The 25,574-nt window shown below is 57.6% G+C and carries 31 protein-coding genes; 3 read left to right on the top strand and 28 right to left on the bottom strand.

Annotation, left to right across the window (positions count from 1 at the left end; all coding sequences use genetic code 11):
- The first annotated feature begins 108 nt into the window (after positions 1–108).
- Complete coding sequence (locus tag ACI512_RS19425) at positions 109–303, top strand: hypothetical protein (protein WP_231807524.1); 195 nt, start codon at positions 109–111, stop codon at positions 301–303.
- A 133-nt stretch (positions 304–436) separates the two neighbouring features.
- Here ACI512_RS19425 and ACI512_RS19420 read toward each other — a convergent pair whose 3' ends face one another.
- Together ACI512_RS19420 and ACI512_RS19415 are read right to left on the bottom strand one after the other, a co-directional pair.
- Positions 437–1,399, bottom strand: coding sequence for an ArdC family protein (locus ACI512_RS19420; protein ID WP_231807523.1), 963 nt, complete (start codon positions 1,397–1,399; stop codon positions 437–439).
- 130 nt (positions 1,400–1,529) lie between these two features.
- Positions 1,530–1,859: a hypothetical protein gene (locus ACI512_RS19415; protein WP_231807522.1), complete on the bottom strand. Its 330-nt coding sequence runs from the start codon at positions 1,857–1,859 to the stop codon at positions 1,530–1,532.
- Between the two features lie 453 nt (positions 1,860–2,312).
- On the opposite strand from ACI512_RS19415, the gene ACI512_RS19410 reads away from it, so the two are divergent.
- Positions 2,313–2,723: a DUF3742 family protein gene (locus ACI512_RS19410; RefSeq protein ID WP_231807521.1), complete on the top strand. Its 411-nt coding sequence runs from the start codon at positions 2,313–2,315 to the stop codon at positions 2,721–2,723.
- On the opposite strand, the gene ACI512_RS19405 is transcribed toward ACI512_RS19410, so the two are convergent.
- From ACI512_RS19405 to ACI512_RS19385, 5 genes are all read right to left on the bottom strand, one after another.
- A complete protein-coding gene (locus ACI512_RS19405) occupies positions 2,716–4,254 on the bottom strand; it encodes a conjugal transfer protein TraG N-terminal domain-containing protein (RefSeq protein ID WP_231807520.1) in 1,539 nt (512 codons plus the stop codon). The genes ACI512_RS19410 and ACI512_RS19405 overlap by 8 nt on opposite strands.
- Positions 4,255–4,264: 10 nt before the next feature.
- Complete coding sequence (locus tag ACI512_RS19400; protein WP_074845672.1) at positions 4,265–4,573, bottom strand: hypothetical protein; 309 nt, start codon at positions 4,571–4,573, stop codon at positions 4,265–4,267.
- A 3-nt stretch (positions 4,574–4,576) separates the two neighbouring features.
- Positions 4,577–5,959, bottom strand: coding sequence for an integrating conjugative element protein (locus ACI512_RS19395; protein ID WP_231807518.1), 1,383 nt, complete (start codon positions 5,957–5,959; stop codon positions 4,577–4,579).
- Positions 5,956–6,912, bottom strand: a complete 957-nt coding sequence (locus ACI512_RS19390; protein ID WP_231807517.1) for a TIGR03756 family integrating conjugative element protein — start codon at positions 6,910–6,912, stop codon at positions 5,956–5,958. Before ACI512_RS19390 ends, ACI512_RS19395 begins: the two co-directional genes overlap by 4 nt.
- 105 nt (positions 6,913–7,017) lie before the next feature.
- Complete coding sequence (locus tag ACI512_RS19385; RefSeq protein WP_076953662.1) at positions 7,018–7,272, bottom strand: helix-turn-helix domain-containing protein; 255 nt, start codon at positions 7,270–7,272, stop codon at positions 7,018–7,020.
- A gap of 168 nt (positions 7,273–7,440) precedes the next feature.
- Between ACI512_RS19385 and ACI512_RS19380 the strand changes: the two genes are divergently transcribed.
- Positions 7,441–7,713 (top strand): LasR-specific antiactivator QslA, encoded by a 273-nt coding sequence (locus tag ACI512_RS19380; protein ID WP_231807516.1) that lies wholly within the window; start codon positions 7,441–7,443, stop codon positions 7,711–7,713.
- Positions 7,714–7,840: 127 nt separating this feature from the next.
- On the opposite strand, the gene ACI512_RS19375 is transcribed toward ACI512_RS19380, so the two are convergent.
- From ACI512_RS19375 to ACI512_RS19275, 21 genes are all read right to left on the bottom strand, one after another.
- Positions 7,841–8,113 carry an HU family DNA-binding protein gene (locus ACI512_RS19375; RefSeq protein ID WP_231807515.1) on the bottom strand — a complete coding sequence of 91 codons (273 nt, stop codon included), beginning with the start codon at positions 8,111–8,113 and terminating at the stop codon, positions 7,841–7,843.
- A 125-nt stretch (positions 8,114–8,238) separates the two neighbouring features.
- Positions 8,239–10,989 (bottom strand): conjugative transfer ATPase, encoded by a 2,751-nt coding sequence (locus ACI512_RS19370; protein WP_231830211.1) that lies wholly within the window; start codon positions 10,987–10,989, stop codon positions 8,239–8,241.
- Complete coding sequence (locus ACI512_RS19365; protein WP_231810526.1) at positions 10,989–11,405, bottom strand: TIGR03751 family conjugal transfer lipoprotein; 417 nt, start codon at positions 11,403–11,405, stop codon at positions 10,989–10,991. Before ACI512_RS19365 ends, ACI512_RS19370 begins: the two co-directional genes overlap by 1 nt.
- Positions 11,368–12,885 carry a TIGR03752 family integrating conjugative element protein gene (locus ACI512_RS19360; protein WP_250949086.1) on the bottom strand — a complete coding sequence of 506 codons (1,518 nt, stop codon included), beginning with the start codon at positions 12,883–12,885 and terminating at the stop codon, positions 11,368–11,370. Before ACI512_RS19360 ends, ACI512_RS19365 begins: the two co-directional genes overlap by 38 nt.
- On the bottom strand, positions 12,875–13,687 hold the full coding sequence (locus ACI512_RS19355; RefSeq protein ID WP_250949085.1) for a TIGR03749 family integrating conjugative element protein: 813 nt from the start codon (positions 13,685–13,687) through the stop codon (positions 12,875–12,877). The genes ACI512_RS19360 and ACI512_RS19355 overlap by 11 nt, the downstream gene beginning before the upstream one ends.
- Entirely contained in the window at positions 13,684–14,325 is a 642-nt protein-coding gene (locus ACI512_RS19350) for a PFL_4703 family integrating conjugative element protein (RefSeq protein ID WP_231808351.1), read from the bottom strand. Before ACI512_RS19350 ends, ACI512_RS19355 begins: the two co-directional genes overlap by 4 nt.
- On the bottom strand, positions 14,322–14,735 hold the full coding sequence (locus ACI512_RS19345; RefSeq protein ID WP_250949084.1) for a TIGR03750 family conjugal transfer protein: 414 nt from the start codon (positions 14,733–14,735) through the stop codon (positions 14,322–14,324). The genes ACI512_RS19350 and ACI512_RS19345 overlap by 4 nt, the downstream gene beginning before the upstream one ends.
- A gap of 7 nt (positions 14,736–14,742) precedes the next feature.
- On the bottom strand, positions 14,743–15,114 hold the full coding sequence (locus ACI512_RS19340; protein ID WP_046509162.1) for a TIGR03745 family integrating conjugative element membrane protein: 372 nt from the start codon (positions 15,112–15,114) through the stop codon (positions 14,743–14,745).
- 17 nt (positions 15,115–15,131) lie between these two features.
- A complete protein-coding gene (locus ACI512_RS19335) occupies positions 15,132–15,371 on the bottom strand; it encodes a TIGR03758 family integrating conjugative element protein (RefSeq protein ID WP_231808349.1) in 240 nt (79 codons plus the stop codon).
- Positions 15,368–15,700, bottom strand: a complete 333-nt coding sequence (locus ACI512_RS19330) for an RAQPRD family integrative conjugative element protein (protein ID WP_231808348.1) — start codon at positions 15,698–15,700, stop codon at positions 15,368–15,370. The genes ACI512_RS19335 and ACI512_RS19330 overlap by 4 nt, the downstream gene beginning before the upstream one ends.
- Before the next feature lie 1,174 nt (positions 15,701–16,874).
- A complete protein-coding gene (locus ACI512_RS19325; RefSeq protein ID WP_231808347.1) occupies positions 16,875–17,543 on the bottom strand; it encodes a glycoside hydrolase family 75 protein in 669 nt (222 codons plus the stop codon).
- Positions 17,544–17,871: 328 nt separating this feature from the next.
- Positions 17,872–18,603: a TIGR03747 family integrating conjugative element membrane protein gene (locus ACI512_RS19320; protein ID WP_231808346.1), complete on the bottom strand. Its 732-nt coding sequence runs from the start codon at positions 18,601–18,603 to the stop codon at positions 17,872–17,874.
- An 86-nt stretch (positions 18,604–18,689) separates the two neighbouring features.
- On the bottom strand, positions 18,690–20,795 hold the full coding sequence (traD, locus tag ACI512_RS19315; protein WP_231808345.1) for a type IV conjugative transfer system coupling protein TraD: 2,106 nt from the start codon (positions 20,793–20,795) through the stop codon (positions 18,690–18,692).
- A gap of 9 nt (positions 20,796–20,804) precedes the next feature.
- Positions 20,805–21,320 carry an integrating conjugative element protein gene (locus ACI512_RS19310; protein ID WP_231808344.1) on the bottom strand — a complete coding sequence of 172 codons (516 nt, stop codon included), beginning with the start codon at positions 21,318–21,320 and terminating at the stop codon, positions 20,805–20,807.
- Positions 21,317–21,865 carry a lytic transglycosylase gene (locus ACI512_RS19305; RefSeq protein ID WP_231808343.1) on the bottom strand — a complete coding sequence of 183 codons (549 nt, stop codon included), beginning with the start codon at positions 21,863–21,865 and terminating at the stop codon, positions 21,317–21,319. Before ACI512_RS19305 ends, ACI512_RS19310 begins: the two co-directional genes overlap by 4 nt.
- The gene (locus ACI512_RS19300) at positions 21,847–22,566 is read right to left on the bottom strand and encodes a TIGR03759 family integrating conjugative element protein (RefSeq protein WP_231808342.1); all 720 of its coding nucleotides are present in this window, start codon (positions 22,564–22,566) and stop codon (positions 21,847–21,849) included. The genes ACI512_RS19305 and ACI512_RS19300 overlap by 19 nt, the downstream gene beginning before the upstream one ends.
- Before the next feature lie 9 nt (positions 22,567–22,575).
- On the bottom strand, positions 22,576–23,250 hold the full coding sequence (locus tag ACI512_RS19295) for a chemotaxis protein (RefSeq protein ID WP_405121272.1): 675 nt from the start codon (positions 23,248–23,250) through the stop codon (positions 22,576–22,578).
- Complete coding sequence (locus tag ACI512_RS19290) at positions 23,247–23,789, bottom strand: PilL N-terminal domain-containing protein (protein ID WP_405121271.1); 543 nt, start codon at positions 23,787–23,789, stop codon at positions 23,247–23,249. Before ACI512_RS19290 ends, ACI512_RS19295 begins: the two co-directional genes overlap by 4 nt.
- A 106-nt stretch (positions 23,790–23,895) precedes the next feature.
- A complete protein-coding gene (locus tag ACI512_RS19285; protein WP_231808339.1) occupies positions 23,896–24,639 on the bottom strand; it encodes an ABC transporter substrate-binding protein in 744 nt (247 codons plus the stop codon).
- 53 nt (positions 24,640–24,692) lie between these two features.
- Entirely contained in the window at positions 24,693–25,187 is a 495-nt protein-coding gene (radC, locus tag ACI512_RS19280; protein ID WP_231808338.1) for a DNA repair protein RadC, read from the bottom strand.
- 100 nt (positions 25,188–25,287) lie between these two features.
- Complete coding sequence (locus ACI512_RS19275; RefSeq protein WP_231808337.1) at positions 25,288–25,545, bottom strand: hypothetical protein; 258 nt, start codon at positions 25,543–25,545, stop codon at positions 25,288–25,290.
- Between the last annotated feature and the right edge of the window lie 29 nt (positions 25,546–25,574).

The raw sequence follows: 25,574 nt of genomic DNA, 5'->3' as shown, positions 1-25,574 counted from the left end.
GGCAATCGGGATATCGATTTGTCCTGGTGCCGTTTTATTGGATGCGCATGCTGGTACGAAAAAGGAAAGTGTCGGTACACTGCGGTGCGAATTTTATTGGGTCTTGCCATGAACCTCACTGACGCCACGCTCGTGCTGCTGCTCGCGGCACGTATCCATGGAATAGACGAAGCCGTCAGGGCCTCGGCGAAAAGCGTGGTCAAGAAGCTTCCGCGCAGCAAACGCGATCTGATCTACAAGGTGATCGACAGCCGAAGTCCACTCGAGCTGGTGGATTATCTGGCGGAAAATCTGGATACATAACGGCGTACTGTGGTTAGGGAGTTACCTCCCGTTCTTTGCGTCAGCACCCCACGCTGTGGGAATTTTCTGGGCATAGAAAAAGGGTCCAACTCGTGTTGGACCCTATGAAGCGTGTGCAGCGGTGAGGTGACGATCAAGCTCCGTCGTTCATGCATCGCGAGTCATCCATTCCCGTCTGCTTCCGTTGCTGCTCCAGGTTAAGCACATACTCCGAAGCGCATCGGGCCTGGCCACTGGCGCGGAAAATCGCGCGATTGTCAGCCTTGAGCAGGCTGAGCCAGGAATCGATATAACCCTCATGCCTCAGTTCTCCCTGAACGCCGGCGTAGGCGCATAAAAAAGCGGCGCCCATTTCGGCGATCAACTCTTCAAATGCGTAGCCTGGCGAGCTAAATGGACACGGAGAGGTCACGCCTTCGCGCTGCAACCGAGAGTGGTGTCCGGTCCAGTGCGTCAGCTCATGAAGCGCGGTGGCGTAGTATCCACCTTGATCGTGAAATTGCGCTTTTGTCGGCAGTTGAATGAGATCCCTGATCGGGTGGTAAAAGGCTTCGTCGGCAAATCGATGGATGATATTTGCGCCCGAACCTAACAACAGATTTTCCGCAGCGTCGTTGGAGAAGAAGGGATCGCTCGGTTCCGTTTCGAGCAAGGTTTCGTTGAGCGTTTCGAGCCCCTCCGTTTGCTCGATGTTGAACAGAAAATGCGTCTTGAGAATGCCAAAGTGAGTGACCTTGGGCTGACCGTTTCCATCGAGTACGGGCTGGCCTGACTCGGTCTGTTCCTCGCGCTCCATCGGCTTGTAGAGTACTGCCAGAGTGCTGTGCTCACCCTTACAGATGTGCCCACCGGCTTTTTTGGCCTGGTTGAAGGTCAGCCAGCGATCTTGAGTAAACCCCTGCAACCTGGCTTCGGCCCAGAGCAACGGTAAATTGATGCCCGAATAGGGACGCTGGGTGATGGCGTTGACGGGGTAGGGTTGGTGATGACCGACGTCAACTGATCCACTTGAGGACCAGGGTTTGATCCAGGGCGCTACGCCTTGGTCTAACGCGGTAACGATCTTGTCTGTCACGTCTTGGTAGATATTGCGCATGGCATTTCCCTCAAAAAACCGGAGGAACGCCTTGCCCGTCGGGGAGGGTTCCCCGGTGGGTGTTGATTGGATTGGTGCAGGACTGCGTATAGCCTGAGTTGGATCAGTGGTCGGGTATGGCCGTTTGCGTTCAGCGTTGCTGCTCTTCCGCAAGCGCTATCAGTAAGGCGTTAGGTTGGTCTGATGCCTGAAGCAGGCTGAGGCTCAGTCGCAGTAATGGCTCATGATCTGCATCACTCACTGAGCCGAACTTGGCTATCTCGAACACCACGTAAGGTGCGTTTGGATCGGCCAGGTGAGCTTTGAAGGCTGCGCATACCACGTTGCTCAGCCTATCGAGCTGCAGCTTTTCAGGATGACTTGAACCATCTAGCAATACTGCGTGTTGCCACGCGTCTGGAGTGAACACAACGGGCAAGCGCAGAGTGTTCAGTGCTTCGCTTGTGAGTGAGTCGGACATGGTGTGCCTCCGTTGATAGCGCGAAGAAACCTGTCCCATAGGGGGAAAGAATTTCCCCGCAGTGGGTTGAAGAAAAACAAGAGGATTTGGGGCGAGCAAAGCCTGTAAAGACGCTCGGGATTGCAGTAGGCGTTCATCACCGTGAAACGTGACCGTGCGAGCCACCGAACGCTAATCGCACTTGGGGGGAACCATCACCGGAGTGACGTAGCTTTGAAGGCTCTGGCTACCTGGGGAGGTGCTGTCGATAACAGCGATCCGTACCCTCTATGTAGCTGGATGATATGGATGGGTCAACGGCCATAGAGGCGCGGAAGCACGAGCTGCGTCTTTTGTCTTCCAGTGACGCGTTTTTCGACCGAGCAAGCTGATAAACGGTTAAGCATGGGCGGTTTTCAGTAGTAGGCTGTAACCTCGATTTCCACAGGAACATGCTCAGAAGAGGGCGTAATCATGCCGGCTCAGCAGCCAGTTCAAATTTCCCGCGCGCACCGCTGGGCATATGCATTTGGTATGTCGGCAAAACGTGGTTATCGCAAGTGGAAAGGATTGGAATTCCGCGTAGCTGAACGTGCGGCGGCGACAGGTATGCCTGCGGGTGGGCTATTGGTTCGCGGAACCTTTCTAATTACGAAGCTGGCATTCCTCCTTGGGTTGCTCTTTATCGGTTTCTGGCTAGTTGCTTCTGTGGTGACGATGATCGCTGTGATTGGACTTCTGGTGTCCAAGGCTGCCATTGACACGGATCTTGAAGACAATGATCCAGGTCCAGACTTTTTAGGGGCCAACTCCTATCTAGGTAATTACGACGACAATGGCCATTACATTGGGCATTCCAAATCATCGAGTAGTGATGTCAGATGATTCTTTTCGTAGCTCCCATCAACTGATCTGTGCCTTTGCCTGCCGCGCCATGCGCTGCCTTGCTCGCACTTCCTAGCATCCCTTCAAGGCTGCTGCCAATTGAGTAGCCTGCCCAACTCATAGCAACCAGAAATAGACCTGGCAGGACCAAGAACATCGCCCCCATCACATATTCAATCACCTGCGCCGTCACGGTTCCATCCATAAAACCGGATGTGGGTAGGGACAATAGCACCTGACTGGACGCCGATACTTGGTTGTACAAGGTATCGAGCATGCTGGAGTCGACCCAGCGGGCCAACTCCCACCAGAAGGTCAGCATGTGCAGCGTGAACAGCGCGAACGTCACCGTCATGACGGTCTTTAGCTGGTAGGTACTGACCAGCAGGATCAGCGGCAAGCTGATGATGACGCCCATGATCAGGAAAGCTTGCACCATCGGCAGAGCGGCGCGTAGCGCGTTCATCGCCGGAAAATTGCTGAAGGAGCCGAGGGCCAGCCCCGTGTTGGTGGCCAGGTTAGTAAGCCCCTGATTGATCGACCCGCCGCGAGCACTGGAGCCATAGTCCTGGTACACCTGTCCGGGCGACATGGACATCGATTGTTGGCGCGGGCTGACCAGTTCGCGCAGGGTGGCATCCTCGATCTCGTTGCTTGAGCGACCAGTCAGCCAGCCTTTCAGCTGAGTCAACAGCGAAGGGGCAACTTGCTCGATCAATCGTGCTCGCAACCCGATACCGCTGTCACTCCACCATTGTTTGCAAGTGGGGTAGCCCGCGCCATTCTCCAGCCGTGGCAAGGAAATATCTCGGGTTTCATCGTAGGGCCAACTGACTCGCGGTGTCCGTGAGCGATCGGTGTCGTAGTAGCCCCGAGTGTCGAGAAAATAGCGTGAGCCAATCCAGGACGAATCATGACTTTGCGCCTTGTCCAACTGAGGACGGTTGGTGAACAGCCGAGAACGGGAATAGCCATAGCAGTCGCGAGTGAAGTCGGCGACTTCCTGTAGCAATACCTGGTTATCGATGCGAGAACTGTCGATCTCCATGCGCATCTGCCGAATGTCCGGTGCGCAGGGGATGGAGGCGGTGGTCGCTGCGGTCACTCCTTTACTCAAGGCGTGCACCAGAAACCACCAGATTGGCACGTTGGCAGAGCGTTCACCGATGGTGTTGAACGTGGTGCCCCAAGCGGTTTCCGCTGGCTTGGCCACACTGACACCGCAACGATGACTCGCTGCATCATCAAATGCCATTGACGTGAGGCTCAATGGAAAGACCGGCGCGCAGCCGAACAAGACAACGATGTAGGCCAGCCACAGCCGGTTCTCTATCCGCGGTACAGAGAGCAATCCCTTGTTGCCTTCATCCGCGCCTTGCTGGCGGGCTGACAGCCACTCTTGCAAGATGATCGCGCCGAAGGGCGCGGCGAACAATCCGGTATCGGATAGGATGTTCCAGATACCGTTGTTGATGATCCAGGCCAGCAGGGAAAGGTAAAACTCCAGGTAGCTATTGGTGCTCATGAGCATGGTGTTGGCCTCACAGCCGGGTGAGTTCGACGCAAGTAACGAGCACGAGCCCTAATGCTCCGATGCGCCTTACGCGCAATCGATCTTGTGGTCGATGTCGGTAGCGTCGAAGCAGATCCCACCAGAGCGCGAAAACTGCGGCGTAGAGCAGGGTGCGCCACCCCCGCAGATAAGGTCGTACGGATTCGAGTGCCTGCTGCCAGACCTCGAAATTACCCAGCGCAGTTCGGCCGATCCAGGCGACCAGTGCGGCGGTCAGGATCATCACTGCGGCAATCCCCACACCTGAAAGCAGACTGAATAGCGGTGAGCGTTTCATGGCTCACTTGCGCCTGGCGTCAGCGTCGTTGAGTCGGCCAGGTTCGGGGTCGCCTTGCTCGACGGTGCGCGACGCATCGGCACCTCCGGCATGTCGATCGAGCACGAGGCTGGCGGTATTGGTTGTGAGCATCTGCCGGACCTGCAACTCGGTTTGTAGCAGGCGTATCTCGCGCTCCAGTGTGTCGATGTTTTTCGTCAAGGCCGTTTGGGCCGGTTCGGCGGAAGCGATGTTAGGTTCGTGGCTGCCTGCCAGCAGCGTGCGCAATAGCAGGAGCGCTTTGTCGAGCACGCTGGACAGGGCCGTCTCACTGGCCAGGCGCCGCGCCAGGAGTTCCTGATCAGGATCGTCGCGCAGGGCTTCGATCACACCACGGGTCACCGGCAGCATTGGGCTGGAGGCTTTGCTCAGATTGTCAGGGTTCGGCGGCAGAGATCCGGACAGTAATCCTTGCAGGGTTTTGAGGTGTTCACTGTAGGCCTCCTGGATGAGCGGCGTCAGTCCGCTGCCAGCGGTAGTCCGCAGAGTCTCGCAGGTGTCGCAGGTTGCGACTTCGGTCTCGCCTAACACTCGAACAGCCCATTCGGATTCCTCTTGGGGTGAGGTCCATGCCTGGCAAATAGCGCCGCCCAGGCAATCACTGCTACTGATCGAGGCGCTGTCATCCACGGACCGGTTATGCAGCAGGTTGTAGCCCGCGCGCACCACATCGGAGGTTGCCCGGATGGGTGTTTGTCCGCTACCTCCAGCCTTCTGCCCGCCGACCCATGACACCCCATTATTGCCGTTACGGGCCTCGGTGTTTTTCACCGCGGCCACCGCATCACCGCCGGTTTGTTCGAGGTTGCCCTGCATCTCCTGATTCTTGGCCAATGCGCCCCAGCCGGCCTGGCCGACCTTGTCAGCCATCTTCTCGGCCATGGCCTGGCAGGTCAGTTTGGAACGGTCGAAGTCGATGCGCCCTTGCATCACCCCGTTACTCAACAACTCATAAAGCCCTGGGTTGGCGCGCTGGATGATCAGCGCTGGCAGCGACATCACCGCTTGGGTCGCGTTCTGCACAATGCTGCCCATGATCTGTTGGAAACCCTCGGTGACGCCGTTCAACTGGTTTTGCAAGGTATTGGTGAGGCTCATGTTTCCACACATCATGTTCGCTCGCCATGAAGCGCCGACACCGAGCCCGTTGGGGCGATAGAGCGAGCTCGGCGAGCCCGCTGCCGAGCCGCCACCGATGATGTACATCACCCGGTCGTCGAGCACTTCGCCTTGAGTGCCCAGGCGGTAATCGCCTTCGGCGGCGTGGGCATGCATGGTCATGGCGAGCAGTCCGCAGAGCAATAGGCTCACCAGGCTCAACCATGATCGCGCGAGAATCCGGCTCATGAAGCACCACCTTCGAAGTCGATGCTAAACAGGAAGGTCTGTCCCTCACGCTTGCAGCAGCTATAGGGACGCCACAGCGACCAGGCATAGCCGCCATCCGCGCTCTGCACAGGACCGCTGGGAAAGATGGCGCACGTGGGCTGAACCAGAGGGTAGAGCAATTGCCATTTGTGGGTCGAAGCGTCATTTTCCGTGATCGGACCGGGCGGCCAGTATCCGTCGTGTGGAACAGGTGTGAGCGGTAAGTACACATGTGGCTGCCAGTTGCGAGTAATGAAATCACCCGCCCGTTGCGCCATCACCGCAGCGGCTTTGAAGTCGTCGGGTTGTACCAAAAATCCTTGCCGGGGATAGACGTTGCCCCACATGTTTCCCGCGATCTGCTGACCGATTTCACGGACCCCCGGCATCAGCGACTCTGGGTAAAGGCTTTCCGGTATGCCCAGGCGCCAGGCCAGCGAGTCCAGAGTGCTCAGGTAGTAGGGCATGAACGCAGTAGCGCCGCTGGCGCAGGCGTAGCCGGATTGCGAAGCCAGCTGTGTGGCGACCCAGCCACCAGGGTGACCGATGCCATCGACGTTCTTGAAGCGGGGTAGGTTGTCGCGCTGGGTGTTCGGCGTGATCAGGTTACCGCCACCTTCCGCACCATTGATGGGAGCGGAGAGGGTGCCCATCTCGGTCCATGGATTATTGCCGGTGGTGGCGTAGCTCGAAACCACCAGCTCAGGAATGAAATGACGCACCTTGGTCGAGGTTTTGACTGTGCAGCCGAAGGGTGTGCACAGGAGCCAGAAACAAATACCGATGACCCTATATTCGAGACAGCTTGGCGAAAGCGCAGAGGACGTAATGCTGCCGGTGTCCAGCGCCATGCTTGGGCCGCACGCCAGCAACACGCTCAGCGCCAATGGCCGTAGCTTTGTGGGCGGGATTGACGAGCAGGCAATGGGCATGATCCAGGCTCTCGGTGTATGGCCTGGGCAGGTTCGGTTAGGGACTGAAGATTGTCAGTGGGAATTATGAAGGCGGATCTGTCGGATTTGTGAGACGTAAGACTATTATTTGACGTGGAGGACGCTGCGCAGGGTATCGGCGCCTACAAGTAGCTGATCTGTGGTAATTTCAAAAATATTGGCGAGTTTGCATAGGACCAGCAGCGACGGATTGGCCGTGCATCGTTCGATTTGACTGACGTAGGTACGATCCAGCTCGGCCATGAGCGCCAATTGCTCTTGGGTAAGGTTCTTCACGCGCCGCATCAGGCGGATGTTTTCCGCCAACTGCAGACGGAGCTGTTCGAAGTCTTGAGTCATGCGCGCAAATTGCGCCTTGAGGGACTCTCAATCCACGGGATATAGTCTACATTGGCGTTGATCTAGGCTATTTGATGCCCTTGCCTGTTATCGAGCGTTCATTTGGTGTCGTTAAGATTTCGGGGCTGGCCTGCGCGTCTAACAATAAATCAGAAATCTTGGGTGTGTATGGACGAAAACTACGTTTCAATTCCTGCGGCGGATGGTTGCCCGAGTCTTCTGACACCTTGGAGCGACGAATTTGCCCCAATGATCGAACGTGGCGTGCAATGCGCCCAGGCTTGGCTTGATACGTCCGGCGAGATTCCATTGTGGTGGGAATTGGCGCAAACGCGCAAAACCTTTCCTGTCGGTGACTGCCAGGATGCTTTTGAAGCTGGTTTTTTGTTGAGGATTCAGCAGCGGCTAAGCAGTGTGCCACCCAGCCCAAAGCAAAGCTGAGAAGAACGACGTTGAAGGTGCGTTCATACTCATAGCTAGAGCCCAGTGTTCAGCGAGCGTTGCGGCTGCTGAAGCCCCCAATACCAGCGCTCTCGCAGAGTTGGTATTGGGTAATCGCCACCAGCGTCTAGTTAACCGCGTCTTTCAGCGATTTACCGGCTTTGAAACTAGGTGTCTTCGAGGCTGCGATCTTGATGGTGGCCCCCGTTTGAGGGTTACGTCCGTCGCGCGCCGCACGCGCTTTGACCGCAAAGGTGCCAAAACCAACCAAGGTGACGTTCTCACCGCCTTTCAACGCAGTGGATACGATGGTTGTGAGGGCATCTAGTGCGCGTCCGGCAGTGGACTTCGGAAGGTCGGCGGAGCTCGCTATGGCCTCGATTAGATCGTTTTTATTCATGTGTGACTCCTTCCGCTTGGCTGAGTGTCAATGAGTAATCTACTCAGATAGTTCGGGCACATCCACCAAAAAGCGGCACTCCAGCCCTGCGCAGACGTAACGCCATATAGGCTCCAAATCTGTCCTTATGTCTCGATTCCACGGGCCTGGTCAATACGCTCAGCTACCTGGAGAGCCGCTTCCAACTCCGAGCAACCGTTCTCCTGCATCAACCTCCAGCGTTCGGCTTTTTCCTCGGGCTCCGTCATGGCAAAAGCGAGGTAAAGGCTGGGTGGCACGGCTCGAAACAGCGTTTCGAGTTTTTTCGACAGCACGACCCCCTCAGTGTATTTCCCAGGCTCCTTACTGGCGGAGAGCAACAAGGCTTTCTGTGCCGGCGTAAGTTTCTTGAACCGTGCGATTTCTTCGATTTCCGCGGGCGGCATGTTCAAACAAATCCACCATTCGATCATGTTGAGCATGGTCTGCGCGGCCGTGGGGAAGTCGGCAAGGTTCTGTGTGGCGAGCCAGAACCAGGCCCCGAGCTTGCGCCACATCTTCGTGCCCTTGACCACGAAGGGCGCCAGCAGCGGGTTCTTGGTGATGATATGGCCTTCGTCGGTGACCATGATGATCGGTCGGCCTAGGTACTGATCGCGCTCGGCAAGGTTGTTCACGGTGTTCATCAGGCTGATGTAGCTGATGGACATCTGGGCTTCGTAGCCTTCGCGAGCGTACGTGGCCAGATCGACAACGGTCACATCGCTTTCGGGCCAAGGCGTACCCTCGCGATCGAACAGTTCGCCCTCGAATCCCTGGCAAAACAGGTCGATGGATTCGCCCATTTCCTGGGCACGTTCACGACGCTTCTCCGGTAAGTGCAAGTCGACGGCGGTGCGCAGCAAGGCGTCACGCACATCGCGGGTCAGTACCTGGCGACCCGCCGCGACACATGCCTGTGCCGCATCGAAAATGCACTCGCGGATCAGGCTGCGATCAGCCCGGCTCAGACGAGCTTCTTCCTTGGCCTCGCCGCCGGTGATCATCAGGCGAGCGGTGATTTCCAATTCGCCAAGCACATCGCGTTGGTCTTCGCGACTGGCTACCGCCTCATCGTCCCACTCATCAATCGACAGGTTCGCCACTTGATCCGGCTGCTCGACAAGGCGCCGGGCATCGGCGAACGGGGCGAGGCTGATCGAGGTGCCAGGTTTCAGTTGGACCTTGTTGACCGACAGATCCTGTGTTGCGAAGTAGTCGCCCTGCAAACCAAACGAATTGCCGGCCTCGACGATAAACAGGCGAGGGCGGTACACCGCCATGACCTGCATCAGCAGGGCGACCAGGGTGGCCGACTTGCCGGCACCGGTCGGACCGAACAAGAGCAGATGACCGTTCATGGCCCGGTCCAGGCGTGACAGCGGATCAAAGCTCAACGGCGAGCCACCACGATTGAACAGGGTGATACCCGGGTGACCGGTGCCGGTGCTGCGGCCCCACACCGGAACCAGGTTCGCCAGGTGCTGGGCGAACATCAGGCGGGTGTACCAGTTGCGTGTGTCGCGGGCCGGGTTATAGGCCATCGGCAACCAACGCAGGTAGCTGTTGCAAGCGGCGACTTCATCGCCTTCGCGTACCGGTTGCAGCCCCGCGCCCAACAGCGCGTTGGCAAGGCTGACCGAGCGCTGGTGCAGTTGCTGTTCATCGTGACCGCACACGTAGAACGCCAGGGTGCCGCGGTACAGCTTGTGCTGGCGACCGATGATCGCACGAGCCTCTTCGACATCCTGACGGGTCTGGGTCGAGGCCAGGTTTTCACCGATGGCTTTGCGCGCCAATCGGTTTAACTGGTCTTCGAGCACATCCTGCGGCTTGACCACCAAGGTCAGACTCATCACCGTGCCTTCGGGTAACTGGTCGAACAGGGCATTGACTGCATCACCCTTACGGGTTTCTCCGGTGAGTTGACCAATCGACGGTGCCCGTCGCAGTTTGTCCACCACCATGACCCGATGGGGTTGCCCATCGAAGTACCAGAGTCCTCGTTGCACATCCGAACACGGTTCGTTGAAGAACAACCGTTCGGCGAAGTCGTGATCGAAGGGCAATTCCAGCGACTCGCCATCAGCAGGCTCCGGATAGACAACCCGTTTGTAAAAGTCCTCGGGCGCTTCATCGGTGAGCCTGGGCGCCGGATTGAACCAGGGCAATAACCAGGCATACAGAGCGCGGCCATCAACTGGTGCCGATTGCACCCCGCACGCCTGCAACGAAGCCGCAATACGTTCGCAAGCCTGCTGCAGGGATTGTACCGGGGTGAGTCCCGTCTCCTCGGCGCCAGACTCAAGCCAGCGATAGACCACCAGGCGCACCCGTCGGTTGTTGCCGCGCCAGGACAGGCGCGTCACCACCTTATCCTCGAACAGCCCTCCGGGCTTGGCGATGGCCTTCATATGTTGGCGAGTAAGTTCCAGGTACGCTTCGGTGAAGACCGTGCCTCTAGCGCTGTCCTGAATATAATCGGTGAGCCAGGTCAGGTAGGGAGTGAAGTCATTGTCGTCCTGGCAAAAAAACTGCGCCACCCAAGGCGCTTGATCCAGCTCATCAAAACTGTCCTGTAGGGCATCCTCAAGGGCATCGCGGGCGGCCATCAACCAATCGGGCTCGCGCCCTTCGGTGCCGATGGGCAGCAGCTCGAACACAGCGCCCACCGAGCGATTGTCATCAAGCAGAAAACACTGCTCGGTATCGAGGTATTCGACCCAAGGCAGGTGATCAGTGAAGCTGGGATTGTGTGCATAGAGTGCGGCGTCATCGGCCAGCGTGGCGCGAGGGCGCAATGGGTTGCGCCAGGCTTTCCACGCAGGAGCACAGTTCCGCGAATCGCCGGTACGCACTACAAGTCTTCCTGACGTTCACCCGGCAATGCGTACTGCACCCGTTGGTAGAACGGAAAGACGGTCGAGTAACCGGGGACCGGTGCCTGCTCAGTACCGCTCAGGTGCGGATACACGTACAGCACCAGATCGGGATTGGGCAGGCGAGGGAACAGATTGTGGATCTCGTTCGCTGCGGTGCGCGTATACGGTTCCTGGAGAGACGCGGAGAGATCTGCCCGAGCCAGCGGGCGGCGTAGCTGCTGCCGAGCATCCAGCAGTTGCTGCTGAGTGCCTTGCGAACCACCACCGTTCCAGATGTCCAGCATGGTTTGCTCGCCATGGGGCAGCAGCGTCTCCTTGTCGGTGGAACATCCCGTCAGGACCCAGCAGAACACGCTAATCCAGGTCAGGCAGAGAGGCATGGTCTTTTTCATGGCGAACGCTCCGGCCCTTGGGCTCGTAATCGATGGTGATCTCATGGTCGAGGTGCAGCGCGACTGGGGCGGCCGGTGGCACGTACACGGCAGCAAAGGTCTCGCCATAGAGTTTGTTGATCCACTCACGGATGTCGCTGACCCCACCACTTAGAATTGAATTCAGCGCGCTATTGCCACTGCCGCTGGTGACCCCGAGCGTACTACCGCCCGAACTGATCACGCTGCTGTTGTTCTGCTCATCCCCGAGCAAGGCGGCGACACCGGCGCCGGCGGCAGTGATCAAGCTCTGGCTGCCGAGGTACTGTTGAGCATTCGAGCGGCGCTCACCGGCAATGCAAGGAATGCCATACGGATCGGACAGGTAACCGAGTCCGCCACGAATCTTGTCGGTGTTCGAGCTCTGGGTAGTGGAGGCATTGCGGCTGGCTACCGCCTTCGGCTGGGGCACCGTGCGGATGGTGCCGTCGGTAAACACAAAGGTGATTGACTCGACCTGTCCGCGCACGCAAGACAGGGTCCAGTCACCGGACGCCGTGCCGCTCATTACGGCCCCCGCAATGTCTGGCAGGTCGATGCCGTTGGCGGTCAGGTTCTCCGGACCGACCAGCACCTTGAAGGGATAGGGATCATTCACGGTGCCGTCCACCGGGACCCGACCGATCAGCGCGGTCATGGCAACTGAACCCATCAATGTTGCGTTTTCGGGGATGGTGTAGATCGGCTTCGCGCCTTCGGTACGATCAGCGGATTGTGTCTGGTCACGCTCACCCTTGGTGACCTCGCGCAACTGTTTCTGGCTGCGGTCGATGGCATTGTCCTTCATACCCTCCAATGAGCTGAAGGCAGTAGGCAGACTCAGGGCGGACGCGGTCTTGGCTTTGCCCTGGGCGTCCGTGGGAAGAGCATCCGAGGGCTCAATCCACTGCAGCGCATCATTGGCAGAATGCTGTCCTTCGAACTGAGCACCGTCACCTGGCTCAAGCCCCAATCCGATCGGCATGTCCTTGCCTTTGCCGGTCAGCCCCGACAGCTGTTCCTGCAATTGCGTCAGCATACCGCGAGCTTGACGACTGTCTTGTTCTGCTTTGAGTCGGGCCTCGTTGGCTTGGCGGCGGCCTTCGTCGACCTGCTGGGTCACGCTGCCAAGCGCGCTCTGGATACGCGAATCGACACTGTTTTCCCGCTCACGAAGGCGGTCGTTCTCCGTCTGCAGCGAATCATTGTGTTTCTTCAGGCCGAGCATGTCGCTGCGCATGGCTTTTACCTGGCCGACCAGGGTGGCGACCGTGTCGCGTGGGGTATCACCCGCAATGCCAAGCGACTTGGCTTGCTCGGCGGATAACTGGAGGTTGTTCTGAGCAGGCGGACTGTCTGACGAAGGCAAGGTTCCACCCGCAACCCAAGTTTTCAGGACGATGAACACCACGCCTATCAGCACAGCCGGTACCAGCCATTTGAGCAAGGCGTTAGCTTTCATCGTCAGCACCTCGCGCAACTGGCGGGAGCAGCACGGCGTTTTCGAGGCCGGCACCGCAGGTGACGAGGTAGGCAATCGTGGTGTCTTCAGCACTGCCGACCGGTCCGAGGAACGCATGCTGGAAGGACGCGGCGAACAACTTGGCCTGAAGCTGACGCGGGTCGAGTTGCACCATCGTTACACCACGGTTGCGTAACTTCACCGCCGTCACCCAATAATCACCGAGTCGCCAGGCGGCGATGGGCGTGCTAGACACGTTTTCAGTCGGCAGCAGGGCCGGCAGTTCACTGCGCAGCTTGAGCGGAACGCGGCTTACGCCGGGGAGGGGCTCTACAGTGCGTAGCGGTGCGTACAGGCTTTGCGCGGCGTAGCGCGTCAACGCGACTGGGATTGGCGTGCGTTCTGGAACAAGAACGGTGCTGGATTCCGTCTCGGTAGTCTGCACCGGAGCATTTTTGATAATACGCACGGGCTCGAGCGGTTGATCGCCAGGCGTGGCGGCGATATCCAGCAGGATGATCTCGCCCGTCGCGACCGATTGCAGTTGTAATCGGGTAGGTGCAATGGCTTCTGACGCGCGCAGGTACAGCGTGCCGCCGGTAGATTGCACGCGCAGCTTGCCGGTCAGAGTTGAGGGGACGCCGACTCGGACATCCTCATCGATAAAGACCACCCGCTCCTGATTAATCACCAGCGGGACCGCGAGAGGGAGGCGTTCCCAGCGCATCAACTCGATGGCCTGCGCTGCAGCTCCCCATAGCATCAGTGCGATGGTGAGCCCCAGGGTAGGAATCCACTTCATGGCTCACCTCCAGGCAGGGAGATTTTTTGCGGTGTGCCCTGATAACAATCCAGTGCGAGTCCCCACTTGTTGCGCTCGGGATCCAGGTCAAAACGCACTACGCGTAATGGATATCGCACCACCACCCGTTTCACCGGTTCCGCGGCGTAATACTCATCGGCGTTGAGATCGAGCTTGACCAGCCAGCTGTCGCGGTCGAGTTGCTTGACCCTGAGTTCCGGATCTTCGCTGTAACCTCGGCCCAGAATTTCGTACACCCCACGCACCCGGTGGCGCAGTTCACCGGCGGCCTTGCGGTATTCGTAGTCGCCGTCGAGGAAGGCCTTGCAGGCAGGTGTAAGGTAGGACTGCAAGCCATAGATAGCGCGGCGATAGTCCTGCTCGCCATCTGAGGGCCAGCGGTTGAGCTGACCAAAGATGTACAGGGCAAAGGCATACACATTCTCTGAGGGGATATCCCACCACTTGCGCGTGCTGCCCGAACGCAGATCCGGGGGGACATGCACGGTCAGATCGGTCGGTGCCGAGCGCCAGCCATACCAGAGACCTGCACAGATCAGGGCGAGGATCACTAGCGCCAGGCGAAGGCTGAAGATATGGGCTTGTTGGGCATCCACCTTGTTTCGAAATCGGCTCATGGCTGCCACCGGGACAGGGCAGGACGCAGCCGACGTGAACGGCGGACCGTCCAGGCACCGGAGTGGAGGATCAAGTTCCCGCGCCCCAGACGCCAACGGCTGGCGAGTATCCATTCGAGCTTGCGGTACAACCAGGTCTCGGGACGGGCGCGTTTGGCCCGACGCAGTAGCGTGCCACTGGCAAATAACACCACCGCCATGCTTGCGATCATACTGGTCGGCGCCACGGCAATGGAGGAGGTGGCAATCGCCAGTGGAGCCCCCAGCACCAGGCCGATGAATGCGCCGGCACCGAGCGCCACCCACATCTCATTATTGGTCAAGCCGCGCAGCACGGCGGGATCATGATTGAGTCGCTCAGGCAGAAAGACCAAGGTGCCGTCGGCAAGGTGTTCGATAGTGTCATTCATGTCGATCTCACAGAATCGCGGCTGCTTTGGTCAGGAACCAGATGATGATCACCACCAGCAGGGCGCCGATACCGACCACCGCACCTAAGTCTTTCCAGGTCTTGCGTTGGTTCTGCACGTCGGCATAGACGGTCAGTGAGTGCCAGGCCACACCGAGAAACGCGAGCAGGGCGATCAGCAGACCAAGCAGAATGCCGCCGTCGTAGGCGTAGTTTTTGATCGTCTCGATCAACCCGGATCCTTCCCCACGCGAAGGCGCTTCCATGGTGGGGAGTTCGGCAAAAGCCAGGCTTGGGCCGAGTACCAGGAGCAGACCGATCAAGCGCTGGCTGGCACGATCCCTTAGGTTGTTTTTTAGAGGGGCGAAGCACTTGAGCATGGCGGCGATCTCCTGGATTAGGACAGGGTGAAGAACATCAGAATCAACAACGCGAGCAACGCGCGGACTGCGCTGCCACCAAAGGCACCGAAGCGCACACTGCCCGCGGCCCAACCCCGGTAAGCCGTCCACATCACCCAGGCACACCACAGCAAAGCCAGGACCAGAACCATGGAGATCCACAGCGTCGAGCTGCTCTGTGCCGAAAAGCCGGAGGCGTTATGGAAGGCAGCCGTTTGAGCGTCAGTCATGCTCATGGCGAAGCCTCCGCTTGCGGGGTATCAAGGCGGTAATCGCCGACCATTTCATGGGGATCGCGGGGTTGAGCGCGAGAGGGGGATAGATAGCCCTGTACGCCTTGACGAATGCGCTGGATGTCTTGAATTAGGCGGGGATAGTCGAAGCGATAACGCTCGATTGATTCCGACGGATTGGCTGCCTCAGCTCGTGTCGCAAGACGTTCGATAATGTCGAGTTGCCGCTGGACTAGGCTGAGCTGTGCCTGCTCATGAGGAAATGCGGCATCGCTGCTACCATGGATGATAGCCAGCGAGAGTAGTATGCAGCGAAAGGCGGTAGTTGGCATGATGCTGGCCCGTATGGATCTGAGGCCAGAATCAAGTTAGAGATCAAATAATTCCGTAAGAAACCTGAGGTGTGAGGGATCGCTTTTTCTGGGGGAGGACTGGGAATGTCTTGCATTACAGCTGGTGCGGTGTCTCGATCTTTGGTGGAGAGAGTGGGTGAGGCTCAAGGAAACTTAACTATCGATGAGTTTCCCTGTTGACGGGATCGTTTCATACTCAGTGTCTTGCCGATGGCAATGAAGAGGACAAGTCCAGTGAGTTGCGAGAGTGTAAAAAGAAAAGAGTGATGGAAGCTTGGGAAGTTGAGAAAAAGGTAGACACAGCTCTGCGGGAGTACATGTGTGCTCCTGCGATTAGGTAAGGATTGCTTGCTTTCGCCTGATGCTTCACGAACAATGTCAGGGTTGTAAGCAAAAATACAATAATAAATTTTATTTGGGGTGAATATGGTTACTCGGCTGTTTGTGATTGTTGGGATCGTCTTGCTAACTGCAAGTTGCTCTAATATGCGCCCTCAGTTGGATAGATCCAAAGGAGTTTTCCCAGCAACATCAATTACTAATTTCATAACTCAGGCGGATGTCCGAATAGACGGGTATACCAAGGCTTGGAAAAGGCTTGAATCCTACGAGTGGCAAGTTGCGACAACAAGTCTTGGGGGGGGCGCTATAGCGGTGGTGGGCGCTGTGGCTCAGTCCACACCGTGGGCAGTAGCAGGTGCAGCCACCGCGGGGGCGGCAACGATGTACTCATCATTTTATGGTACCGAACGCCAGAACGATGCGTTCACGAAAGCCAGCCAAGCTACAACGTGCCTCCGTGCTCTCGCAGAAAATATTAAATCCCCTAACCTTTCGACAGTTGACGCGCCTGAGGGGTGGGATGAAGATGCAGAAAGTTACTCAATTCGCCTGTTGAACACCGGAATTTCACGAATTGATGACGCCCTGTTTACTCGACTCCGTAAACGAGCTGTGTCTATTGAACCTGATTTCGTTGGTTTGCAAGCCAGTCTCACAAGAGCGATGTCAAGTAAACCGTCACTTTTGAAGAAAGGAGCTACAGCTGCGTCGGATAGCTCCAGGCTTCAAGCTGCTGTGGGTAGACTAGAGAGCGATATTGGCATTTGCATTTCAGCTAACTGAGTTAAATGGCCTGACCGTCACGTTACGGTCAGACCATTCTCATGTTGAGAGCCCTGGCTTCAGATGGGATCAAAACAAAACCCGGCGCAGGTACACCTGGCCACAATTCATACAGAACATTTGGGTCGTTTGTGCCTCCATTCCTTGGACTGGAATTGATGCCCAGGGCTTCTGCTGCCGCTATGCTTAACTCACCGACTTTTTTGGCTGAACTCACGTCCGCTACAAGACAGTCGACTGATAGTTCGTTATACGTCGCACGAGCTAGGCAACCGAAAACAATGCCCTTAGTTGATTTAATTACTTGTGCCGGTACTACGATATAAGGAACTGTGGCGGCATCAACATATGCAGCCAAATCAGTTATAGATTTTGTTGGATCTTTGTATGATGTTTTGCATCCCACGACACCGCCTGGATAGATTCGTGGATGGCCGTCATCTTCAACGATTGCGATATTGTCTTTGCCTGGCTCAACACAGTAAACCTTGCCGTCTTTTTCATACATGCCACCGTTTGCGAGGTAATCACTTCCTTCGTCGCCAAGCATATATGCCGCTGCAGCGCCGTTCTGGCCATTGGCACCATCAGCGTCTATGTCCGCATCAGCAGTGAAAAAGACCCGAAGATTTTCGTCTTCCCAAATTTCGCACTCTGGCTCGTTTTTCCGTTGCGCAATCGTCGCGATCAATCGCATATCCGCGTTCTCCTGATGGGGCTCCGGAAATCCCAGCATAGCTGGGAACGGACGAAAGGCGAGGACACGGGGTGCCTCGAAAGGGCGTGGCCAAGGCATGAGGTTGTTAGATGGTCGATTGACGCTCACAAAGCTTGCGTTTCTTCACCAACGAACAAGAGATTAGATGCGTTTTTTACCGAGGCGCAGCGACTATCGTGCGCTGATCTTTGACAGGCTACGACGTTGAGCACGAAGTAGATCCAGAAACGCTTTCACACATCGTCGTGGTGTTGGCCAAGAGCTAGAGGGAGGTAGCTGGCTACTCAGTACCATATATGTGCCTCGTTTAGAGGTATTTTTTGAATGTTGCCGCAGTGATTGCCATGGTTACCCCAAGCATTATGGAACAAGGTAAAAATACGGCCATAGGAGTGAGCGAAAAGGGCAGGGACAGGTAAATGATCCACGGTACGACCAGTAGGGGCATTACTGCCTGCTTAGCGCGGTGATAGACAAAGCTACTTTCGCGTCCTGCTCCAAACTTGCGCAGATCGCGGCGCATCAAACCATCGACAAAACCGGTGAGCGCAGCTAGCAGAAACAAAGGTGTCGCTAGGACCAGAATAGTCAGGCGCACCACGAAGATAAAGGTCGTATACACCGCAGCCAGCACGAAATCTTCAATGCTCACGTACAGCTGGTTGGTCCAGCCCCAGAAGCTGTTGCTCTGGCTCGACACCCGCGCCTGCCGGGCAAAATCCGCAAAGCCAGTCTTGACCAACAGCCACTGTTCGAGGAAATCCTGCACTTGGACGATCGTCTGCCCAGGTTGCTGGAGGATGAGTGAATATTTGAAGTGCTTGTTGAGCCAACCCAATTCGTTGGTCAGCATGACCTGGCTGTGTCGCCAGCCCTGATCACCCCAGAACAAGAGTAGACCAGCCCACTCGATCAGGATCGAGAACAGCAATGAGATAATCATCAACCCGATGATGCGCATAACCAGGCCGATCGCTGAAATGATCAAGCCAGGACGTTGGATCGGTTGTGGCGCTGGGTTTTGGGCGGAAGTCGTCATCGTTCCCTCCATTGCGCGTTGCAGCATCAAAATCGTCACGACCCTTTTTGAATTGCTTTCGCGGAATCGAAACGGCCAGGTTGGGACTACCCCACCTGATCCAGATCGAAGTTTGTGGTTGGACCGCCACCGCTTGCACTCCACCATTGTCCTGCCTGCTCGTTATAGGTGGCCCGCATTCGCTGGGTAAGCTCCTGCAAATCCTTGGGCATGGCATCGTCGTTGGAGGGTTTTGGCAACGGCATGCGGACTTTCCAGAGCTGCCCACCGGCCTGGAAGGAGAACATTTGCCCCTTCGGTAAACTGACGATATGAGCGGGCTCGATCAGCGGCACACTGGTGCTGCTGACACGGTCCTGTGAGGACGACGTGAAGTCCGTGTTGGCCTCCGGATCGGAGGTGTCGGTCGCACCCGACACCAGGGTTTTGGTCAACACATTGACCTTGGGCAACTGCTGGGTGAGCAGTTCTGCAGTGGCGGTTTCGCGCACGCGGAGCATTTGCAGGGTGTTGAAGTTGCCAATCACCTGGCCAGCTTTGGCGCGGTTGCCGATACGTGCTTCGATATCGCTGAGGGTCTGGGTGTAGGCGGTTACCTGGATGCCGGCACCGCCACCCTTGTTGATCAGCGGGATGAATTCATCGCCCATCAACTCGTTGAATTCATCGGCGTGCAGGTTGATCGCCAGCTTGTCACTGCAGCTGCTCGATGTGGGCAAACCGTGGTCAATGCCATGTTTGTAGATGTGGCCCGCGACCGAGACCAAGTCGGCGAACATGGAGTTGCCGACGGCGGCAGCCACCTCGGCATCGGTCAGTGCATCCAGGCCGACGTAAACGATGCCGCGTTTTCGGATGATCTGCATCCAGTCGAAGATCGGCCGCGGGTCATCTAAATCGGTGTAGTTGGGGGCCAGTAACTGGGCGGTCTTGCCGGTGGTGAGTTTCTCCAGCAGCGGCAGTAGCGAGGCAACGATTTTGTCGAAGTAAGTACGGTCGTAGCGTACAGCCGAACGCAGCCCGTCCATTACTGGATCAAATACCCGCTTCACCGCCAGGTACTGCTCGATGGCCACCACGCGTTTTTCGCGTCCCACCATATGCCGGGGAATATTCTTCTCGGTGAGTCTGCCTTCAAGCTGGACGATCACTTCCCATGCTTTCGGATCGGTTCTGGCGAAAAATTGCTGGGCATACTCAATGAACAATGCGTCGATGTTGACCACATGCCGTTGGATTTGCAGGTAGTCCGGACGTCGACCCAACTCAATCAGAGCTCGGGCGATGATGTTGACGAAACGCCAAGCGAATTCACGGAAGGCTGCCGAGTTACCTTCGCCACTAAGCTGTCCGGCGATGCGCGACGCCACTTCCGAGATGCGCCCGAAACGTCCCACGGCGTTGTAGCGGGCGGAGATCTCCGGCCAGCCTAGATGGAAAACATAGAATTCCTTTTCTCGACCGGCGCGTTTGGCTTCGACGTACATGCGTTTGAGCAAATCGGCATCACCCTTCGGATCGAAGACAATGACGACCTCGTGTTCGATACGATGAATGTCCTGGGTGATGTACACCTCCGCGAGCCGGGTTTTGCCGACACAGGTAGTACCAAGCACCAGCGTGTGACCCACCCGTTCGCCCAGCGGCAGGCTGACCTCGGTTTCATCTGGCTCGACCCCATGCAGCAGTGGCGAGCCCCCGACCGGAGGCAAAGGGCGCAACGGATTAAAGGCGCTGTCCCAGGCGGTGATACGGGCCAGTGTCGAGAGCGGAAACGGTGCATGTTCTAGGCGACGTTCGAGTCCACGTGCCAGGCGGTAACGGGTCGGTTGGTCGACGTAGTGAGCGACGGCCGGATCCTGGGCTTCGACCAAGCGCTGGGTGTGCAGGCGGGTCCAGCGAAAGCCGCGGCCCATGAACAGACGTTTGCGGCTCATCGGAATCTGCCGGCTGGTCAGCTCGTAGCGAGGCAGCCGGCGGATATTGCGCCGATAGCGCAACACCTCCCAGGCTTGTCGGAGGCGGATCAAACCGAACAGGGCATAGGCCAGCGCCGCAATCAGGCCGATCTCGGGTGATAGGGCCACGGCCCAGGGCGAATACACGCATAACACCGCCGCGGCGACGCAGATCGCCACGGTATACAGCTCGACCGCGGGCCGGAGTTTGGACTCCATAGCGTGCTCGGCCATGACCCAGACTCACTGTTCCAGTGAGGTGGCTGTGATTAAGACAGGGTAGTGCTCAATTTTCAGGCGAGAGGCGATGTCGTTGCCGTTGACCGGCAGGATGGTGATGCCCGGCGCGGCTGCTCGAATTCGGGCCAGGGCTTCAGTATCGGTCACTTCGACGGCGAGGCCGGCCGCCCCCATTTCTTGCAGTTCAGTCGCACGCTGATGCAGCCAAGCCAACGATTGGGGATCCTCCCCGACCAGGAAAAATGGCTGCAAGCCCGGCATGTCCAGGGTGCGAGTTGTGATTTGGCCTGGGCTCAAGTGAGAGCTGCGCACGGGCAGTATCCAGGTTTCATCGGCAAATGCAGATAGGTCTGCATGTATGGCCCGAGTAGGCTGGGTCTTGTTGTTTATTGGCGGCCTGGAAGCTTCAAACTGGGGGCGGGTGACACCGCCAGGCTGAACTTCTGCAAACGACAGTCCCGGCTCGGCGAGCGCAGCCAAGAGCACGGCGAAGTAATACGCACTGGGAATTCGCTTCATGGTGGTGTGCCCTGTTTAAAGGAAACCTGCAGTCGTTCGAGTTGTTGAGAAAAGCCGGCGCGGTAACGCGCGGCCGGCGTTCCTCCTGCCGGGCGGTGATATCGGCCAGCAGCTGACACCCAATCACCGGTGACGGCGTGATGCTCTTGCAGCAGCGCGGCAGTTACGGCCAGATTGCGGTAGGGTTCGAGGGCTTCGCAGGGACTGGAAAAATGCTGTCCGTGATAACCCAGGTTGATTTGCCCAAGCCCGGCATCGACGCGCTTGGCGTCATACCGAGCAAGCGCCTGAAGCAAGGCGTGACAGGCGGTCTGATGATTGGCGAAACGGTAAGGGCTACCGGCAATATTCAGCGTCCAGGGCCAGGGCAGCAGTCGACCACGGAGGCGGGCGCCACTCTCCTGCAGGGCAATCGCGAACAACACCGTGGAAGGTACGTTGGCGTCATGCGCTGCCAGTTGATAAGCCGGAGGCGGAAGTTCGTCTGCCCGGACGGCGTGCACCGTCAGCAGGAGCGCAATAGCAATCAATCGAGACGTTGCCATTGTCCGTTCACCTGCTGAAATGTGACGGGTAACGGTCTCGGGGCTCCCAGGCTGAACCAGCGCCCGCGATCATGGTTCAGGGTGATTTGCCGGTGTTGGACCTTGCTCGCATCAATGCCTGCTTGCCGCGCCCAGCCACGGACATGTTCATCCTCACCTTGGCTACCCACCAGGTAGATATCGAACGCTGTATCACTGCTTTGCAGACGCTGCGCTTCAGCGGTGCACGCAGGGCAATGGTCTTCGACAAACAGAGCACGGCGCGGCTCTACCGGTGAGCTAGCAGCGGGCGGGGATGCCATACCCTGAATCGGCAACAGTCCAGGAAACAGCTTGGCCCAAGCTGCGGTGTAGGCGTTTTGGTAAGCCAACTCGCGCTCGGCACGTTTGGCTTCCAGCGCTACCTGCAATTCGGCATAGCGCTGACGCTCTTGATCGTTCTCTGCTTCGACGCCGAGTGCAGTCAGCGGATCGAGATTCGGGCTCCAGTAACCACGCGGGCCGGCTTGGATCTGTTCGAAGCGTGTCCACTCCTGCTCCGTCAGACCCCAGCTTGCCGCCTGTTCAGAGTGCGAACGCTCCAGCGGAGCAGACTGCATGTCTTGGGTTCGTGACGGTGTCGTGACGGGGTTGCCCAGCGCAGCGCCCGTGCTCAGCAATGAAATGAAACAGACGATGGGGCTCAGCGGTGCTCTGTTCATAATCGCTTCTCAAGGAAGGTGCACGGTCTGGTCTGGGTGAGCGGTCAGCGCGAAGATAGCCGCGTTCGGCTCCAGCACCTTCAGTTGCCATGTGCCGAACTGCTCGCCGTTGTGCAGCAACTGGATATCATGGAGCGAGCGACTGTCAGGAGGTGCGACCGCCAGAAAGCGCTCGCCACCGCGGTACTCGACGCTCAACACTGAAAATGGCGGCGAGAGCGGGGCAGGCTTGGCGCGAGCGACTCTTTTCGGCTTGGCCGAGGAGGGCGTTGGTGGTGGTGGGAGTGATGGCTGGGTCTTGAGCTCCAGGAGTTGCTGCTCGACGTGCTCAAGTCGTGCGCGCAGCGCGACCATGTCGGCTTCGGTGGCACGGTCTGCCAGGCCGTCGCGTAGCTCCTGTATCTCTTGCGCCCATTGATCCAACATCGGATCGAGGGTATTGGCCTGTTGCTCACCGGTATCGACCATCTGCTTCAGGTCTTTCAGTGCGTATTGCAGCTTCTCCTGTGCATCCATGAGGGTGCTTGAATCACGTTGCAGGGTGTCCAGGGTTTGTAGGCGTTGGGCGTTCGCATTTTCTAGCTCGGTCACGCGTTGATACTGGTTATACAAACCGCCACTCAGCCCGGAGACCGCCAGGCAAAGTGACCCGACAATTAGGGTTTGGAACGTCGAGGCTTTCATGGCCGCGCCTCCGATCGATTGGGCAACACGGGTGTGATCAGCACGACGCCAGCATCCGTTTTCAGCTGTTCGAAGCAGACCGAACGGCTGACCTCATCGGTCGTGAGTTGCCATGCGGGGCCAGCCAGCACTTGTAGCGCGTTGCGTAGTGAGATCGGGCCGAGCCGGTAATGGGCGGCGGGCAGAGGCCGGGTAAACATTATTTTTACTGGTTCGGCAGCAGGGCAGAGCGAATAACCTGAGCGCTGCAGCACGTAGTGCATCGCTTCCTGTACCGAAGGATTCAGGTTGGACGGAATGCTCACGTCAATGATTTGAGCGAGAAGATCACGTTGCTCTGCCGTGGGCTCGGTGCTGACCAGCGTATAGCGGCCATAGCGGAGCTCTGTCGGATGACTCTCTTCGGCTGTACTCCTCGAGAGCTGGGCCCGATTGGAACCACCGGCATTCTCTGGATTAGTCGGCAATGGGTTTGGTATTTGCGCGGTGCATGCACTCAACAAACCCAGCAGGCAGACACGCGTGAAAAAACGCTCCATGGAAAAAACCTCATGTCAGATTCAGTGCAGAACCTGACATGAGGTGAAGGAGCGATTCAGTGAGTAAGTTGATTCAAGGCGGGTCGTGTTAACGCTGAACGCGTTGCTATCCAAAAATCGCGAGCCCATCCAAGACGGCGGCGTCGGGGTCGAAGATCAACAATCGCGCATCGGCCAGTGCAGCCAGATACAGCAGGTTGACCAGGGCTTCCGGTGTGCCAGCGTCGAGCTGCTCCTGCCTCAGCGATGCGTAAGGACGGCCCTCGATCTTCACCAGGTTGTCGTCGGTCCAGGGCGTGCCGATCAGCTTACACCCGACGCCATTGCAGTCTGGCAGGACAAAGGGTTCAAACAGCAGTCCGGTTGGCTTGGAGTCGACATTGCCAACCCGGCTTTCCAAGTGGCGCAGGGCCTTGTTAGTGAGGTGTGCGGTACTGATCTCCCAGGCTCGACTGTAGTGTCCTGTGTCGAAGCTCAAATGGTGGACCATGGCTTGGGCTTCTTCCAGGGAGTAAAGGTCACCGACATGATGTCGTTCGTTGAGCATCTCGCCCGTCACGGCATAGATCACCTGCCGCACCAGCCCGGTGGACTGGAAGTGTTCATCCAATTCATCCGGAATGGCCTGACCCTCGCTGATCAGAGCGAAGTCGTCGTTGAACAGGCAGGCGAACAGTTCCAGCGCATCGTTGGGTAAATGAGCTTGTGAGTCGTGTATGGAGCGAAAGCAGGGAGGGCAGTCGTTCGCGTAGGTGATTTGCAGCAGCCGTTCAATAAATAGATTGTCATAGCCGCGAACGAATGGGTTTGAGGCCCCCAGCATGGCTGGGGCTTGGGTAGTGGAGTTCATGAGTATTTCTCCAGGATGAAAATGAACAAGGCGCCCGAAGGCGCCTGTAAGGGTTAAAGCCAGCCGTATTCGGCAAGAGAAAGTGGGCGACCTTCACCCACGATGAAGTGATCCAGTACACGAACTTCGATCAAGTCCAACGCCGCTTTCAACCGTGCGGTCAAGGCGCGATCCGCCAGGCTGGGCTCCGTGCAACCGGAGGGGTGGTTGTGAACAACAATGGCGGCTGCTGCGTTATGTGCGAGGGAGCGCTTGACCACCTGGCGGGGATAAACACTGGCGCCATCGATGCTGCCGTGAAAGAGGATCTCGAACGCCAGAACGCGATGGCGGGCATCGAGAAAAATCACACCGAAAACTTCATGCTCTTGTTGCGCAAGATGAAGTTTCAGATATGAGGCCACGGCGTCAGGTGACGTCAGGTTGGGGCCGCGGGTGAACAGCCGACGATCCAGAATGTGCAGCGCTTCGTCGATTAGCTGGTTTTCCTGGGCGATACGATCAGCCTCGACATCCGAGGTTTCAATCAGGGTGAGTTGGTTGCTCATGGCGTACCTCCGAAGGGAACAATCCGGGGGTACACACCCGAGGGGAGTGTTGTCCCCGAGGTGGATATAGAGTGACGGGCATTGCCCGATGACGCGCTGTTTACAGCCGAGTGAATCGGTGGCGTTGTCCGTGCAGGTGTGAATCACAACCGTTGCAGGGCAATGGGGAAAAGGTTCTTATTCCACGGCCAGTTTCGGGGTCGAAGTCGGCACTGATGGGCATTAGCCGAACCAGCCCGCGATGGAGACCGGCGATGCGTTTCTCGATTTCATCCGTCGTGTAGTAGAGCGATAACGTGCTGTAGTCCTCGTAAGCCGCAGCGAACAGGCAGTCGTCGCAAAGCCAGAAGGATTCCATGTGGGTTCTCCTGTGCGGATTGAAGAAAG

It is taken from the genome of Pseudomonas petroselini (genome assembly GCF_045037875.1).
Classification (GTDB): Bacteria; Pseudomonadota; Gammaproteobacteria; order Pseudomonadales; family Pseudomonadaceae; genus Aquipseudomonas; species Aquipseudomonas petroselini.
The sequence above is the reverse complement of the archived record's forward strand: the minus strand, read 5'-3'. Positions and strand labels throughout refer to the sequence as shown.